General features: G+C 60.3%; 10 protein-coding genes and 2 pseudogenes. 6 read left to right on the top strand and 6 right to left on the bottom strand.

Annotated elements, in window-relative coordinates; all coding sequences use genetic code 11:
- Positions 1-205, bottom strand: a 205-nt coding sequence (locus J8I87_RS07625; protein ID WP_209930821.1) for a hypothetical protein, incomplete at its 3' end; no start/stop codon positions are given.
- Between the two features lie 90 nt (positions 206-295).
- Here J8I87_RS07625 and J8I87_RS44525 point away from each other — a divergent pair.
- A pseudogene (locus J8I87_RS44525) lies at positions 296-561 on the top strand (DUF1488 family protein); the annotation flags it as partial.
- Positions 562-1406: 845 nt separating this feature from the next.
- Here the strand turns inward: J8I87_RS44525 and J8I87_RS46270 are convergent.
- A complete protein-coding gene (locus J8I87_RS46270) occupies positions 1407-1538 on the bottom strand; it encodes an HU family DNA-binding protein (RefSeq protein WP_209930819.1) in 132 nt (43 codons plus the stop codon).
- Between the two features lie 207 nt (positions 1539-1745).
- On the opposite strand from J8I87_RS46270, the pseudogene J8I87_RS07610 reads away from it, so the two are divergent.
- Together J8I87_RS07610 and J8I87_RS07605 are read left to right on the top strand one after the other, a co-directional pair.
- A pseudogene (locus J8I87_RS07610) lies at positions 1746-2258 on the top strand (SET domain-containing protein).
- A gap of 438 nt (positions 2259-2696) precedes the next feature.
- Positions 2697-2936 (top strand): hypothetical protein, encoded by a 240-nt coding sequence (locus tag J8I87_RS07605; RefSeq protein ID WP_209930818.1) that lies wholly within the window; start codon positions 2697-2699, stop codon positions 2934-2936.
- A 148-nt stretch (positions 2937-3084) separates the two neighbouring features.
- On the opposite strand, the gene J8I87_RS07600 is transcribed toward J8I87_RS07605, so the two are convergent.
- The gene (locus tag J8I87_RS07600) at positions 3085-3411 is read right to left on the bottom strand and encodes a DUF4431 domain-containing protein (protein ID WP_209930817.1); all 327 of its coding nucleotides are present in this window, start codon (positions 3409-3411) and stop codon (positions 3085-3087) included.
- 1236 nt (positions 3412-4647) lie between these two features.
- Between J8I87_RS07600 and J8I87_RS07595 the strand changes: the two genes are divergently transcribed.
- From J8I87_RS07595 to J8I87_RS07585, 3 genes are all read left to right on the top strand, one after another.
- Positions 4648-10182 carry a trifunctional serine/threonine-protein kinase/ATP-binding protein/sensor histidine kinase gene (locus J8I87_RS07595; RefSeq protein ID WP_245253758.1) on the top strand — a complete coding sequence of 1845 codons (5535 nt, stop codon included), beginning with the start codon at positions 4648-4650 and terminating at the stop codon, positions 10180-10182.
- A gap of 189 nt (positions 10183-10371) precedes the next feature.
- Complete coding sequence (locus tag J8I87_RS07590) at positions 10372-11052, top strand: response regulator transcription factor (RefSeq protein WP_209930840.1); 681 nt, start codon at positions 10372-10374, stop codon at positions 11050-11052.
- Between the two features lie 597 nt (positions 11053-11649).
- Positions 11650-12843, top strand: a complete 1194-nt coding sequence (locus tag J8I87_RS07585; protein ID WP_209930816.1) for a YeeE/YedE family protein — start codon at positions 11650-11652, stop codon at positions 12841-12843.
- Between the two features lie 230 nt (positions 12844-13073).
- Here J8I87_RS07585 and J8I87_RS07580 read toward each other — a convergent pair whose 3' ends face one another.
- Genes J8I87_RS07580 through J8I87_RS07570 form a run of 3 tightly spaced genes read right to left on the bottom strand, consistent with a single transcriptional unit; the run spans position 13074 to position 17002 of the window.
- A complete protein-coding gene (locus J8I87_RS07580) occupies positions 13074-13844 on the bottom strand; it encodes an SDR family oxidoreductase (protein ID WP_209930815.1) in 771 nt (256 codons plus the stop codon).
- 10 nt (positions 13845-13854) lie between these two features.
- Positions 13855-15669 carry an IlvD/Edd family dehydratase gene (locus J8I87_RS07575; RefSeq protein WP_209930839.1) on the bottom strand — a complete coding sequence of 605 codons (1815 nt, stop codon included), beginning with the start codon at positions 15667-15669 and terminating at the stop codon, positions 13855-13857.
- Positions 15659-17002, bottom strand: coding sequence for an aspartate aminotransferase family protein (locus tag J8I87_RS07570; protein WP_209930814.1), 1344 nt, complete (start codon positions 17000-17002; stop codon positions 15659-15661). Before J8I87_RS07570 ends, J8I87_RS07575 begins: the two co-directional genes overlap by 11 nt.
- Positions 17003-17037: the final 35 nt, after the last annotated feature.

The raw sequence follows: 17037 nt of genomic DNA, 5'->3' as shown, positions 1-17037 counted from the left end.
TAGAGTTTCTACGACCGGAGACCTTTGCTATCGGGGGCTGGATTCGACACTGCACATAAAAACTTTCGGCCGGTAATAGATGAAATGTGCTGCAGCACATTTGATCTACCTGCACGTCGACGAGGATCGCCGGCATCAGGAAACCGACGAGAAACACCGCATCGACTGGTGACCGATGGACGGTCGGATGAACCGCAATCGACATCCGGTCGGGAAGCCTTCGGCGCAGCCCGCAAATCACAGCGCGTATGCAGGAATCCGGATGACGTATCTAAAATACCCGGTCTCTCCAGCCATCGAAACAATCGAATCTGAACCGCAGGCGACCGCGAATCGCGGCGGCGTGGCGTTCATCCTTGTGCACCAGGGTCGCCCTGTCGAATGCGTCGGACGATCGCTGCGCTCGAAGCCTGGTTCTGGCTCGAGCCCCGGGCCAGCGATGCCCGGATGCTGAAAACGTTCAACGATGGCTACCGGCGCATCTGCGCCATCGCCGAACGCACGCTGCTGGCCCATCCTGTCACGCGTCTTGAACTGACGCCAGATGATTTCGCGCGTCCGCGAGGCGGCTGCCTCATTGATGCAGGTCCTAACGGCGTGATTCGCCACGGCACCAGCCCGCCACAGAAAAACCCGCGCTCTCATCGAGACCGGCGGGCATTGAGCGCTGATTCAGCGCGATCGACAATGTTTCCGCTCGTCGCATACTCGCCTGTGAATCGATCGGGGGCGAACACGATCCGATGCGGCTTTGCCAGTGCCGTCATGACGGCCGCAATCGCCCCTTGGGCAGCTTATGTTAACGGCCCCGCGCATCCCTGTGGCGACGACGACCGATCGTGTCCCATAGCTTTTTCGCCTGCGCCTGTGCAGACCGCGTTTGCTCATCCCGTTGAACCTGGGATTCCCCGTGGGCCGTGTCATCCGGGGCGCCCGTCACTGGACGCCGTCTGAAAATATCAGAGAACTTTCGGGTCATGGCAACCTCCGATACGGCAGTGGTGCCGTATTAGCAGTGTAGGTCGTTCGTCGGATTCCGCGAGCTCAACGCTCCACCCGCCGGCGCGGGCCCGGACCGCGCCCGATAGCACTGCAGACGGTCAAAAGCCAACCTCCCCGCATCGCCCCTTGAACTCTCCTGTCGGTTCACTTCCGTAGCCATCCTGCTGCAGACCACGCGATCAACGCCCTGTCCCAGGGCATCTCACCGGCGCGCGTCCACTTGCCAAGCGATGCCCGGCGGCGATGCGACCCATGACGCTCGGCGCACTTTCAGCATAAGGCCGTAGTGCAGGCACAACCTGGCCGCTGCAACGCCAGGTTCGCGGGCGCATTTGGTTTCGGCCGTCGAGGGATTGCGTCCCGTGCGTTCTGAACGGGCGCCCGTCGAAATTGATTCGAAGCGATCAACTGCAGTGTCCGCCACGCGTGACGGCGGATGTGACCGCCTCGAGAATTGCGTCAATGGCCTCGCCCGTGCTGACCTTGCTATCACCGGTACTGGCGGCGACTGCGTCGCTAAGCTCCTGCTTGTTCATATCATTTCCTTTCGGAGTTGGACGTAGAACGGGCCGGAGCGCACACCTTAGCGCAGATCGGGCAATTTCGGCGACGGGCGGGAGGATGCACCCGACACCGGCTGCGGGTCTTTTTCTGCAAGCCGGGGTTGTGGCGAAGCGAGTCTGAGGTTGCTGGGGCATCTGACAGTTAGTTGCGCGTTGCGTTGCTGAGAGCGGCCGGAAGCAATGTATGATTTGGCTGCACCGGGACCATCTGCCCGGGCGACCACGGAAGGAAACGTCACCATTCGCCGAACGCGACGCATCTCGGCGCGACGTTCGCCCGTACACGGCACGGGGCTGTTGGCCCTTCAGCCAGTCCCCCGCGGGCGAGCTTCTCATTGAATACAAGGGCGAGGTCACGAGCTGGCGACGCACGGCCGCTCGTCAGCGATTGGATGCCGGGCACATGTTTGCTTTCGGCCTTTCGGGCGGACGGGTCATCGACGGCAGCCGGGACGGCAACAGCGCCCGATTTCTGAATCACGCGTGCGAACCCAACTGTGAGGCTATCGAAATGGGCGATCGCGTGTTCATTCATGCGCTCAGTGCGATCAACGCCGGCGAGAAGCTGTTTATAGACTATGGGCTTGTCATTGATGCGAGATCACCGACGAGGTTCGGGCACGGTACGCATGTCACTACGGCACCTCCGCCTGCCGTCGCTCAATGATTGGCGGTAGCGCCACGTCACCGTAAGCCGCGCAAATCACGCACGACCGTGTCGGCGGACGAATGGCCGCTCTCCGCCAAGCGATCGCGTGACCATGACGCTAGCAACCCGTCAGTGGATGCCTTATGTCGACCCTAAGCGGTCACCCACTATGATCGAAAGCAGACATTCAGTCGCGACGGAGCGTGAGATCATGCATGCAAACGCCAATCCGTTGGCGACACATGTGCTGAACAAAACGGGCAAAACAAGCAATTTCGAAGACGACTGAAAATATCGTCGGAGGCACTTTTGCAATGCCCAGCCGCTTTCCACAGGGACCATTCCATCCACGTTCCCAAAACTCTCCAACGCCGACCAAACTCGCAGGAATATTAGCCTGCCTACCTGTCCTTTACGCGTTGTGGCTCCAGTTCTCGCCAAATAAGCATCACAGATTCTTTGTCCACCCAGACGCGTTCCTGATGTTCCTGTTCATGATCTTCATGCCCGGCGCGCTCTTGTACGTATGCGTCAGAATTTCAGGGCTTCGGACTACGTGGATATGCCTAGCCGCCTTGTTGTTTTTCGTCGCCACCGACTTCTGGTTGTTTAGCGTTGGCGGCGGCGCCGTCGCTCCAGCCATAGGCTTTATCGAACTGATGGTTGGTGGCGTGTTACTGCCGATTGCGGTTGCCACGGGTGACCGCCGAACCGGCCTTTAGTCTCTGCGCCTAGCCGCCCGATGCTGCTTGATTGCAAATCCAATTCGGTGCTGGCAGCGCAATCCATTGATCGTCCGCCTTTGACCGCGCTGAAATAGGCTGAAAGCAGTCTTTCACGTGGAATCGTGTGCTCTCGCGAGCGGGCGGTCTACCAGCGCCACGCATCAATCGGCTTGAGTGTTTTCACATGGATTAGCAGCGGAGTTCGGTGATGGCCCGTCAGCGGCGCAAATGGAACGCCTGCGACCTCTACTTTGTGTCCAATTGCCTTCTCCACCTCAGATCGGTCAGGGCCGTCAATAACAACCTGAGCGAAGTATGTCCGCTGAGCTTCCGGGCCGAACGAATCCAATGACCTGGAGTCAGCGAGTTGCGTCACTGGTGGTGCCGGTAGCTGCAAAAACAGCGAGTGCTCGCTATGGTCTTCGCTGGGATTTTCGCCATAGCCGGGCGGTCCGAAATAATCGCCGACCAACAGAGTTCCTTCGAGCGTGATCGAAGGCGAAGGCTCCGCTGTGCTTCCAGTCACAGCTGTGCAGAACAATGCGAGCGTGACAACAAGACGTACAGGATTCATAGGCGCGGGCGCGAGGCGAGTGGAGTAATCGAAGCTTGCTTCAAACTAGCGATTCGTCAGACTTCGCACTAACGGCGTGCACGGGAATTGTCGACGATCTCCGGGAGATTGTCGAAAGGCTGCTACTGGCCGGAGATGGCCAAGCGCATATCTTTCGAACCAGTCACGCTAAACACCACTGGTGTGAGTCACGCGACCACAGTGACATCATGCACGGCGTCAACTGTGGCGCCTGGCTCTGTACGGATCGCGAGTACAGGGGCCACGCCCGATGCTGAACTACCAGAATCAGATGAACGCAGGCGCTGCCGCCGTGAGTGAGGTCTACAACAGCGTGTACCAGCACTCGTCCAAGTGCCCCGGCTGGCCGTCCAAGTGTTGAAGTCGTTAGCCAATGGCCGTCTTCGTGGGAAGCCGACGGCTGGACGTCGCCGCCGGTCGAGTCGTCAGAGGGGAGCAATGGCGGATTTCAGATGCCTTTCGGTCGATCGGCCCCTTCGTCAATTATCGCTGTCGGAAGTTCTTGGCCGCGCTCACGGCATACTTGTCTCTCCCTGAACAGAGACTTTGCCTTCATCCTTCACCCCCTTTGAGATCGAGACGATCTCTACGGGTAACGCACCCCACGCTCGCGGTGCTGGACAGCGTCAAGCAGCACGGCCGGTCGTGTTTCCCGACAAACCGTCGACCGGAACGAATTGGTAGTTAACTTCGCGCGAGTGGCCTGTCTGCGGACCTTAAACGCTTTAGCATCGAGACCCTCACTCGTCCCAGGCAAGCAAGTGCTATCAGGCGAACTCGGATCACTTTTACCAAAGTTAATTTGGTTTAACTGGTGGAACGGATATAGGCCGGGTTATTTTACTTTCGTACGGGTCGATCCGACGCCAACGCAAAGCTTGTCAGCATCGGATCGCGTGCGGCATGCCGAGCCGTGACGTTGCCGAGGGACTTCGCGCAATTGAAATCACGCTAAAGATTGATGGGTCGGAGGGAATCAAGCAGCTCACCGTGAAGACGCACGGCGAGTACCTTAGTGTCAAACTCACAATCCAACTCGGGCGGCGGGTGGAGAATGCTCGAGCAGCCTTCTCTGCCTGACATCGACAAAGCCCAGATGGCGGAGACCGGCAAATGAACATGTCGATTCGGCTCGACGCCGATGGGGATCTCAGCTGCCAAACGCTGCACCAGGACGGCGAGCGCGTCCTCCGGCGAGGTTGGGGTCTGGATGCCGCCGGGCAGCGGAGCCCAGTGCTGCTGGTTTCGCCTGTCACCGAGCAGCCGTTGCCTGCAACCGTCGATAGTCTCGCTCACGAATACCGATTGAAGGATGAGCTGGACGGCGCTTGGGCAGCGCGACCGATCGAACTCGGGCGCGCATATGGTCAGACCACACTGGTGCTCGAGGATCCGGGCGGCGAGCCGCTCGACGGGATGTCTGGCGCGCCGATGGCGTTGGAAATTTTCCTGCGCTTCGCAATCGGAATCGCTACGGCTCTGACCGGCATCCACCAGCGCGGCCTCATCCACAAGGACGTCAAACCGGCGAACATCCTCGTGAACGGCACAACGGGGGAGGTCAGGTTCACCGGTTTCGGTATCGCATCGCGACTGGCCCGCGAGCGGCAGGCGCCCGAGCCGCCAGAAACCATCGCGGGCAGCCTGGCCTACATGGCGCCCGAGCAAACCGGCCGGATGAACCGCTCGATCGACTCCCGGAGCGACCTCTACTCATTGGGCGTCACGCTTTACCAGATGCTCACCGGCGATCTTCCCTTTACGGCCTCCGATCCCATGGAGTGGGTCCACTGCCATATCGCACGAAAGCCGTTGGCACCGAGCGAACGGTTCGCAACTGTCCCGGTTCAGGTTTCCCGGATCGTCATGAAGCTCCTCGAGAAAACCGCCGAGGAACGCTATCAGACGGCGGCAGGCGTCGAGAGCGACCTGCGGCGCTGTCTTGCTGCATGGGAGGCCCGGCACGGCATCGATGAATTTCCACTCGGCGAACGGGATACCTCAGACCAGCTCGTGATCCCCGAGAAGTTGTACGGGCGCGAGAAAGATGTCGCTACCCTGCTCGCCTCCTTCGACCGGGTCGTCGCCGGAAGCAGGCCGGAGCTGGTGCTCGTATCCGGATACTCGGGAATCGGCAAATCTTCCGTCGTCAACGAACTCCACAAACCACTTGTGCCGCCGCGCGGTCTTCTTGCATCGGGCAAATTTGACCAGTACAAGCGCGACATCCCTTATTCCACTTTGGCGCAAGCTTTTCAGAGCCTGATCCGCCCGCTTCTGAGCAAGAGCGAAGCGGAACTGGCTAAATGGCGCGGCGCACTTCTCGACGCGGTGGGCCTGAACGGAAAGCTCATCGTGGACCTCGTCCCCGAGTTGAAGCTCATCATCGGAGAGCAGCCGCCCGTCGCCGATCTTTCGCCACAGGACGCGCAACGCCGCTTCCAGCTCGTCTTTCGGCGGGTTATCGCCGTATTCGCCCGGCCGGAACACCCTCTTGCTCTCTTCCTCGACGATTTGCAGTGGCTCGACGCGGCAACGCTTGATCTGCTCGAACACCTGCTGGGCCGGACGGACATGCAGCATCTGATGCTGATCGGCGCCTACCGTGACAACGAGGTCGATCCCACGCATCCGCTGATGCGCAAGCTGGAAGCGATCCGCCAGGCCGGAGGGAAAGTGCAGGAGATCGTCCTTGCTCCCCTGACGCGCGAAGACCTGGAACAGCTAATCCGGGATTCTCTTCGCTGCGAGCCGGGCCATGCCACTTCGCTAGCGCGATTGCTGCACGAGAAAACCGGAGGCAATCCGTTCTTTGCCATTCAGTTCCTTTCCTCGCTCGCCGAAGAGGGGTTGCTCACCTTCGATCATGCCCACGCGAGTTGGTCGTGGGACCTGAGCCGGATTCACGCCAAAGGTTACACCGACAATGTGGTGGACCTGATGGTAGCGAAGTTGAGCCGCCTACCCGTCGAGACGCAAACGGCATTACAACGACTCGCGTGCCTCGGGAACAGTGCTGCATTCACCATGCTTCGCATGGTCTACCAGGCTGGCGACGAGCAGATGCACGACCGGCTTTGGGAAGCGGTTCGAGCCGGGCTCGTTTTCCGCTCGGAGGAGTCCTACCGGTTCCTCCACGACCGCGTGCAGGAAGGCGCGTACTCCCTCATTCCGACTGGCTCGCGCGCCGGGACGCATCTCCAGATCGGCCGGTTGCTTGCGGCGAATATTCCTTCGGAAAAGCGGGAAGAAGCGATCTTCGAGATCGTCAATCAGCTCAATCGTGGCGTCGAATTGATGACGTCTGTCGAGGAACGCGACGGGCTGGCGGAGCTGAACCTGATAGCCGGCAAACGAGCCAAGGCTTCGACAGCCTATGCTTCCGCCTGCAAATACCTGTCCCAGGCCATGTCCCTGCTCGGCGAGGGTCGATGGGACAGTCGTTATGAGCTGTCCTTCAATATATGGTTCGAGCGCGCCGACTGCGAATTCCTCAATGGCAAGTTCGAGGAAGCCGAAAAGCTGATCTCTGGGCTTCTTGACAGAAGCGAGTCGAAAATAGACAGTGCGTCTGTCTATCGGCTCAAAATCGATCTCCATGTCGTGAAGTCGGAAAACGCACAGGCTGTCAGCTGCGCCCTTGAATGCCTGCGACTGTTCGGCATCGATATGCCGGCCCATCCCACCAGTGAAGAGGTGCAAGCGCAATACGAGGAAGTCTGGAAGATCCTCAACGGACGGCCGATCGAGGACCTGATTGAGGCGCCTCTCATGACCGACCCCGAGATCATGGCTGCAATGAGCGTGCTCTCGGTCCTTACTGCGCCGGCCGTTTACACCGATACCAATCTCGCCCTCCTTCACATCTGCCGCATGGTGAGCCTCAGCCTGCAGCATGGCGCGAGCGGTGCAGCAACTCATAGCTATGCCTGGTTCGGAACGATGCTGGGTCCGCACTTCCGGCGCTATCCCGAAGGATATCGTTTCGGAAAGCTTGCCTGTGATCTCGTCGAGAAGCATGGTTTTATCGCTTACAGGGCGAAGACCTACTTCACCATGGAAATGATCGTGGTCTGGACAGAGCCAATTGCTACTGCCCTCGACTACATCCGTGAAGCGTTTCGCGCCGGTGCCGAAACGGGCGATCTTGCACGGGCCTGCTACAGCTGCAATCACCTGGTTACGGACCGGCTCATGCGCGGAGATCCGCTCATTGAGGTATGGGCCGACACGGAGCGAGGCCTCGATTTCGTCCGCAAGGGCAAATTCCGCGACGTTGTCGACATTCTCGTGAGCCAGCAGCGATTTATTCGCAACATGCAAGGAGAAACGACGACCTTCTCCACCTTCAGCGACGCAGAGTTCGACGAAGCGGTCTTCGAGGCAGGGCTGGGCGAAGACCGCATGAGCACGATGGTCTGCTGGTACTGGATACTCAAACTTCAAGCGCGCTTCATGTCCGGCGACTATGAGATTGCCAACGCAGCGGCTGGGAAGGCGAAGGAATTGCTCTGGTCCTCCGACGCGCACATTCAGTTGCTTGACTACTACTTATACAGCACGCTTGCGGTGGCGGCCGTCTACGAGACAGGTTCGCCGGACCAGCAGAGCGTGTGGCGCGAGCTCCTCGCCGCGCATGTAGAGCAGTTGCGAGACTGGGCGCAAACGTGCTCGGTGACGTTTCAAGACAAGCACGCTCTAGTGTCAGCGGAGATCGCGCGCGTAGAAGGCCGCGACGTTGACGCCATGCGACACTATGAGCAGGCGATCCGCCTCGCGCACGCAAACGGCTTTGTCCACAATGAAGCACTGGCGCACGAGCTTGCCGCACGTTTTTACGCGGCACGCGGTCTCGACAGGATCGCGGATACCTGTTTGCGTGCTGCCCGCTATGGCTATGCGCGTTGGGGAGCCATCGGCAAGGTCCGGCAACTTGATAGCTCGTATCCGCATCTCAGGGAGGAAAAGGCGGCTGGCGGTCCGGCGAGCACGATCGGGACATCCGTGGAGCAACTGGATCTGGCGACGGTGATCAAGGTCTCGCAAGCGGTCTCGGGCGAGATGATGCTGGACAAGCTGCTGGACACTCTCATGCGCACGGCGATCGAGCAGGCGGGCGCCGAGCGCGGTCTACTGGTGCTTGCACGCAGCGGCGAGCCACGCATCAAGGCGCAGGCCTCGATCGACGGCGAGACAGTCGCCGTGCAAATGCGCGACGCGCCCGTGACAACGGCGATGTTGCCGGAAGCCGTGCTGCACTATGTCATGCGCACTAGAGAAACCGTCATTCTCGATGACGCGATGAATCAGGCTCCGTTTTGCGCGGATCCTTACATCATGCAGCACCGCGTCCGCTCGGTGCTCAGCCTGCCGTTGATCAACCAGGGCGAACTCATCGGGGTGCTCTATCTGGAAAACAACCTGACGCCATGCGTGTTCGTGCCGGCCCGGATCGCGGTGCTGAAACTCGTGGCCTCGCAGGCCGCGATCACGCTGGAGAATTCCCGACTGTACGGCGATCTGGCTGAACGCGAAGCGAAGATCCGGCGTCTCGTCGACGCGAATATCGTCGGCATTTTTATCTACGATCTCGACGGTCGGATTTCTGAGGCTAACGACGCGTTTCTGCGTATCGTGGGGTATGACGGCGACGATCTGATATCGGGGCGTCTGCGATGGACGGATCTGACGCCGCCCGAATGGCTCGAGCGCGACAGGCGGGAGTGGGTGCCTGAGCTCCTGGCGACGGGGACATTGCAGCCATTCGAGAAGGAATACTTCAGAAAGGACGGCAGCCGCGTCCCGGTATTGATCGGCGCCGCGATCCTGGAAGAAAGGAAGAGTCAGGGCGTCGCGTTCGTGCTCGATCTGACTGAGCGCAAGCGGGCCGAAGCCGAAGCACGCGAGAGCGAGCAGCGGTATCGCGAGGTGCAGATGGCGCTGGCGCACGCGAACCGCGTCACGACCATGGGACACCTCGCGGCCTCGATCAGCCATGAAATCCAGCAACCGATTACCTCGAACTCAGCCAATGCGAAAGCGGGGCTGAGCTGGCTGAGCGTTGAGCCGCCGAATCTGGACGAAGCCCGGCAGGCGTTTGACCGGATTCTCCGGGGCGCGAAGCGCGCCGGCGACATCACCAACCGAATTCGTGGCCTCGTCAAAAACGTTCCGCCATGTAAGGAGGGTCTGGATATCAATGAGGCGATTGGTGAGGTCATCGCGCTAACGCGCGGTGAGGCCGACAAGCACTGTGTTTCCGTGCGGATTCAGCTTGCGGAGGCCCTGCCACTCGTTGAGGGGGATCGCGTCCAGCTCCAACAGGTGGTGCTGAACCTGATCGTCAACGCCATCGAAGCGACGAGCACGGTCGACGAGGGGCCGCGGGAACTGACCGTCAGCACCAGCACAGACGTGTCGGGTAACGCGCTTATCGCCGTGCGCGATTCGGGGCCAGGCGTGGCTCCCCAAAACGTCGAGAGACTCTTCGATGCCTTCTACACCACGAAGGCTGCCGGGATGGGCATGGGACTGTCCATCTGTCGGTCGATTGTGGAAGCACACGGTGGGCAAATATGGGTAAGCGGGATCTTTCCCCACGGCGCCGAATTTCAGTTCACCGTGCCTTTCAAACCGAGCAGCGCTTGATGCGATGACAAAACGGAATCGCTTTATCAGAGCACCAGTTTCTGCGCCCGCCACTAGCATGCGGCGCGTCGGTACTCCGGTTCCAGCTTAGCCTGCGCGACTCAAAGAATTGCTGCCAGTTGCAAAACTATTCGTCGCTGAGATGATCGGAATGCGCTCTGTTAGCGCAACTGATGGATGGGATACGTGATGACGACCACCGCAAAATCAACCTCGGAGGACGATGAGGGTCCGCTGACGCCGTCAATCGTCTACATCATTGACGATGACGAAGACGTGAGAGTGTCGTTAGGCAGTCTGTTGCGCTCGGTGGGACATCGCGTTCAGGTCTTTAGTTCGCCAGTCGAATTTCTGACTTTGCCGCGAGAGAGCATTCCAAGTTGTCTGATTCTCGACGTGAGGCTTCGCAGCGAAAGCGGGCTCGCTTTTCAGCAGTCGCTTGCAAACAGGGAGCCACCCATTCCGATACTCATCATCACAGGATTTCCAGACGTCGAGATGTCGGTTAAAGCAATGAAAGCAGGTGCGATGGATTTCTTTCCAAAGCCGTTGCGCGAGCAGGATCTGCTCGACGCAGTCACTAGAGCGCTTCGTCGCGACGCCGAGCGTCTGGCGTTCGAGTCTTCCATTGCCACGTTGCGCAGGCGATACGAATCATTGACGCCAAAAGAGCACGATGTTCTTGAATATGTGCTGGCTGGATTGCTCAACAAACAGATCGCCGACGAAATGCACCTCAGTGAGATCACCATCAAGATGCATCGCGGCCAGGTCATGCGCAAGATGGGCGTGGGGTCGCTTGTCGACCTTACGCGCAACGCGCAACTCCTTGGTGTGAGCCCTCGACCACGTCGTTCACGATCGACGTAAATCGTGTGATTGCAGGAGCGTTCATGCAATCGTCGATCGGACGGAGGGTTGTCGCCAGAGGCGAACGACAGTTCACGGCCGAGGCCGTGTGAAAACGCAAGTGATCGTCTGGACTGAATCAACCCGTTAGTATTCGATGGTGCATCGCATCCTCAACCCGTTGAGCCTGAAGGCGCAATCCGGCGGGATTGCAAACGGGTGTCCGGCAGGCAGCACAGTCAAAAGGACTTTTTTGCTGTTTCGCACGATCCCATGTTTCGCACGTCAGCCGGATCATAGTTGAGCGTTTGAATAGACTAGCTCGTGAGTATGGCCAGTTCTCATTGGCCGCTTTTGTACCAGATGTCAGGGACAGGAATCGCGCGATCCGTCATCTGCACAGCTACGCGATCTGGCCACGACGGATGCATCTCATCTACTGGTTGTGACCTGTCGTTTCCTGCAGCGCTGATCCTTTCGCTGAGTATGTCGAAGACCACCCATGAAATTCGGTGCATCAGTCAACGGGATCAGGCGCCTGACGCTGCCCTCCGCTGGCTCACCGATTGGACCGGTGCGTCGCGTCGTAGTAGTGCTGGACTGACCACTGAGCCCCAAATGAGCGATGTAGCCCACCTGACACCGCGCCGAGCTGACTTCAATCCGAAACCGCTCGGCGTCTCCGCGATCTTGATCATCACTGGAGCATGGTATCTCGCACAAACCGTCAATGCCCGGCAGGCGGCGCTTTATTTGGTGGGCGTATTGCTTGGCATTGTGTTCTATCACGCCGCGTTCGGCTTCACGTCGGCATGGCGCGTATTCATTGCCGACGGTCGGGGCGCTGGCCTGCGCGCAGAGATGGTTATGCTCGCTGTGGCAGTCGCTCTATTTTTTCCTGTGCTCGCCGCCGGTTCCCTATTCGGCGTGCCGGTTAAGGGCCGTGTGGTTCCGGTGGGCATCCCGGTAGCAATCGGGGCCTTTATGTTTGGTGTCGGTATGCAGCTCGCCGACGGATGCGCGATCGGAACGCTGTACACCGTGGGTGGAGGCGGTACTCGCAAAATTGTGACGCTCGCCGCATTCATCGCAGGCGCGTTCCTGGAGACCGCGCACATGGCATTTTGGGCCGCGCTGCCTGGGTTGAAGGCGTTTTCGCTGATCAAGGGGCTTGGCGTCTGGCTCGCGCTTGCAGCCAACTGGCTCGTTTTCGCAGCCATCGCGGCGCTGACCATCTACATTGAAAGGCGACGCCACGGCCAACTCGTCGAACCGCATGGTTCAACAGCCCGCAACGCGTCGACCTGGCTACGCGGACCGTGGCCGCTGATGGCGGGAGCGGTTGCGCTCGCCGTTCTCAATTTCGTGGTGCTGGCGCTGTCAGGGCAGCCTTTAGTCCTCACGTCGGCTTTCGCGCTGTGGGGCGGGAAGATGGCAGCGGCCCTCGGCGTCGACGTTGGAAGCTGGTCATCCTGGGCGAGCAAGGACCAGGCTGCGGCGCTCGCCGCGCCCGTATCGCATGACGTGAACACCGTAATCGACGTCGGTATCGTGCTGGGCGGCATGCTTGCAACAGCGCTGGCTGGCCGCTATTCGCCCGTATGGCGGTTGCCTGCGCGCTTGCTCGTCGCCGCTGTCGTGGGCGGCATGCTGCTTGGCTACGGAGCAAAGCTCGCGTACGGATGCACTATCGCCGCGTATTTCAGCGGCATCGTATCGGGGAGCCTGCACGCCTGGCTGTGGCTCGTGGCGGCATTTTTGGGGAACGTGTTAGGCACGCGTCTTCGTCCGCTCTTCGGTCTGGAAGTGTAGCGGCCTAAGGCCCGCACTCGAACGCTCATCGCAGCCAGCCGCCCGACAATCTCACCGAACGGGAGTCGAGCCTCGGAGGCCCTGTCAGATTGCCGAACGACGATTGGTCACGGCCCGTTATTTGGTCACGGCCCGTTATCCGGCCTCCATTCTATCGGGTGAAACGCACGACCGAGCATTCGCGATCGCTCACACGACGGCATGCAAGCGCCTTGGGGATGATCCAACCTTCATCCCCTCCCGACAAAGGGCATTTTCGTCGCCATCACGGTGTGAAAAAGCACATTCGCGTCAAGCGGCAAGTTCGCCATATACGCGACTGAACACCCGACGATTTCCGCGTCGATCAACGGTTCCTCTGCCAGTTCCCCGTTCGCCTGCGGAACCCCGCGCGCCATATGCCCGGCAAGTGCGCTGTGCGCATTGCCCACATCGATCTGGCCCACGGCAATGTCGTACGCGCGGCCATCGAGCGCGGCACAGCGCGTGAGGCCCGTCACGGCGTGCTTCGTGGCCGTGTAGGCGATCGAGTTCGGTCGTGGCACCCACGCTGACAATGACCCGTTATTGATAATGCGGCCGCCACGCGGCGTTTGCGTGGACATGATCCTGAAGGCCCTCTGCAAACAGAAAAACATACCGTTGAGGTTCACGTCGACAGTGCCGCGCCATTGTTCAGGCGTCCATGTTTCAAAAGAGCCTGGCGGATTGCCGACGCCCGCATTGTTGAACAGCAGATCGAGCCGGCCGAAACGCGCTGCGACGGCATCGAACGCCGACGCGACCGCGTGCGGATCGGATACATCGCACGGCACGGCGAACGCGCGCAGCTCGAAAGCATTGTCACTGGCAATCGCGCGCAACGGCTCGATACGCCTGCCGAGCAGCGCAACCGACCATCCGTTCCTGAGCAATTCGAGCGCCGCAGCCTTGCCAATGCCCGAACCCGCACCTGTCACGATCGCCACGCGCGGCGCCTGTATCCCGTTTGCCTGGGTCATGCGTGCTCCGTCAGTGGTTGTCGCGCGATTCGCCGCGCAACTCGATGATGTTGAGAAACAAGGTCGCCGGTTCCAGACACGCGCCGTCGCCCTGCTGACCTACCATGCTTCGATACACTTCCTCCCACGGTGTCTGGTTCGGCAGCGACGGCGCAGACCACGCGGCCCGGCGTGCAGCGAGTTCATCATCGGAGACCAGCACGTCGACGCGCCGCATGTTCAGATCGATGCGCAGCCGGTCGCCCGTTTTCAGCAGTGCCAGCCCGCCGCCTGACACGGCTTCCGGCGATACATTCAGAATCGACGGACTGCCCGACGTGCCGCTCTGGCGCCCATCGCCCATGGTCGGCAGCGTGTCGATGCCGCGACGGATCAATGCCGCGGGCGGCTGCATGTTGACGACCTCGGCACCGCCCGGGTAGCCGACGGGGCCGCAGTTCCGCATGACCAGCATCGAGTTCTCGTCGATTGCAAGCGCGGGATCGTCGATGCGTGCGTGATAGTCCTCCGGGCCTTCGAAGACCACAGCCGTGACTTCGAACGCATCCGGATCGTCGGGGTTCGACAGGAAGCGCTCGCGAAACCGCGCGTCGATCACGCTGACTTTCATCACTGCGTTGTCGAACAGGTTCCCGCTGAGCACGATATGGCCGCCTGCGGGCTTGAGCGGTGCATCGAATGCGCGTATCACTTCACGGTCCGGCTCAGCGACCTCCGCCAGATTCTCCGCCAGCACGCGCCCGGTGACGGTCATCTCGCCGCCGTGCAACCGGCCCGCGGCGAGCAGTTCCTTCATCACAGCTGGCACCCCGCCCGCACGATGAAAGGCTTCGCCGAGGAAACGCCCTGCCGGCTGGCAATCGACCAGCAAAGGAATGCCGGCGCCGACACGCTGCCAGTCATCGAGCGAATGGGCCACGCCCATGTGTCGCGCGATCGCGATCATGTGGATCGGGCAATTCGACGATGCACCGATCGCAGCCGCGACGGCTACCGCATTGTCGAAGGCCTTGCGCGTCATGATGTCCGACGGCCTGAGATTTTCGCCGATCATCTGCACGATCCGCTTGCCCGTCTCGAACGCAAACCAGCCGCGCTCGCGATACGGCGCGGGCACCGATGCACAACCGGGCAACGACATGCCGAGCGCTTCAGCGAGCGAATTCATCGAGAGCGCCGTGCCCATCGAATTGCAGTGCCCCGCTGACGGTGCGGACGACGCCACTTTCTCCATGAACGCTGCGTAGTCGAGTTCATCTCGCGCGAGTTCTTTGCGCGCCTCCCACACGACGGTGCCGGAACCGGCCAGTTTCCCCCGATACCAGCCGTCGAGCATCGGACCACCCGAAAGCACGATCGACGGAATGTTGACGGTCGCAGCTGCCATCAGGCAAGCGGGCGTGGTCTTGTCGCAGCCTGTAGTGAGCACGACGCCGTCTAGCGGATAGCCGTGCAGTACTTCGACCAGCCCGAGATAAGCCAGATTGCGATCGAGTGCCGCCGTCGGCCGCTTGCCGGTTTCCTGAATCGGATGAACAGGAAACTCGAGCGGAATGCCGCCCGCGTCGCGGATGCCGTCGCGCACGCGTTTTGCAAGCTCGATGTGGTGCCGGTTGCACGGTGCGAGATCGGAGCCTGTCTGCGCGATTCCGACGATCGGCTTGCCCGACTGCAACTCTTCGCGCGTGATGCCGAAGTTCATGTAGCGCTCGAGATACAACGCGGTCATGCCGGGGTTCGACGGATTGTCGAACCAACGGCGGCTGCGCAGCGGCTTCGGCGCTGCCGACGGATCAGATGTCAACGCTTTCTCCTCAGGCTGCATGCCGGGTGCGCAGCAGCGCTTCATAACGGTCGACAAACGACGCTACCGCCTCTTCGAAACGTTGCAGATCGCCTTCGTCGTGTACCAGTGTCAGCACGATGAAGCCGCGGCGCGCGACGTAGCATCCATGTTCGATCATGTGAAAGAAGAACAGATCCTTGAGCGGCGTGTCGGCCTCGTTGAGGTCATTGACGGAATGGATCGGTTGAGTGCCTGCATGCAGATTCATCAGCGATCCAATGCCCGTGAACTGCATCGCGACATCGCGTTCGCGGCACAGTCCATTGATTCGCGCACGCAGCCGTTCACCCTTTTCGTTCAGCGCAGCGGCAGCGCCCGGCGTATAGAGGCCCGAGAGACCGGCGTATCCGGCTGCCATCGACAGTACGTTGTTGTTGAACGTACCCGCGTGCGGCGTGGCTGCGGGCAAGCGCGGGTCGAACTGCGACATCACGTCGTTGCGGCCGCCGAATGCACCGAACGACATGCCGCCGCCAATGTATTTGCCGAAAGTTGTGAGATCGGGACGAATGCCAAGCAGCGCCTGTCGTCCGCCGCTCGACAGGCGCGACGTCACGACTTCGTCGAAGATCAGCAACGCGTCGCGTCGCTGCGTCAGGTCTCGTAATCCTTTCAGGAACTCAGGCTCGCCGACTATGCATCCGCCTGCGACCTGCATCGGCTCCACAAGAACCGCGGCGATATCGTCGCCGTGCGCACCGAAGACCGCTTCGACAGCGCTCAGATCGTTGTAAGGCGCGACGATGAAATCGTGCGGCACATTCACCGCGCTATTGCCGCCACCGAAAGTCAGAACCCCGCCGTGATAGCCACCTTTGAAGGCTACGACCTTCTTGCGTCCTGTGAAGATGAGCGATGCCGCAATGGCCATCAGGTTCGACTCAGTACCTGAGTTCGTAAATCGCAGTGATTCGACGGAATCGAAACGCTCTTGCAACAGACGCGCAAGCGGCACTTCCAGCGTATTGTGGCCCGTCAGATTGAGACCGTTATCGAGCGCCTCGACTATTGCTGCGCGAATCACGGGATGACTATGGCCATACATCGCCGTTGTGTACTCGGCGAGAAAGTCCGTATAGGCGTGACCGTCTATGTCCCACAGCCGCTTGCCCTCGCCGCGCGCAATGGTCAGCGGGAACGGCGAATAGAACAGCACGGAACGGGTATTGCCACCCGGCATCACCGACAACGCTTCAAGATGCGCCGCTTCACTCCTGGGATTCGACTTTGCGAACGCGGCCGAGGCGAGTGCGGCCGCACGCGTGAGTTTGGCCACATCCGGCCGCGAAGACAACACGTCATTTATCGACATATGTATTCCTGATTCATTCTAGGTCTAGTGCTGAA

This window comes from Paraburkholderia sp. LEh10, from assembly GCF_017814945.1.
Classification (GTDB): Bacteria; Pseudomonadota; Gammaproteobacteria; order Burkholderiales; family Burkholderiaceae; genus Paraburkholderia.
The sequence above is the reverse complement of the archived record's forward strand: the minus strand, read 5'-3'. Positions and strand labels throughout refer to the sequence as shown.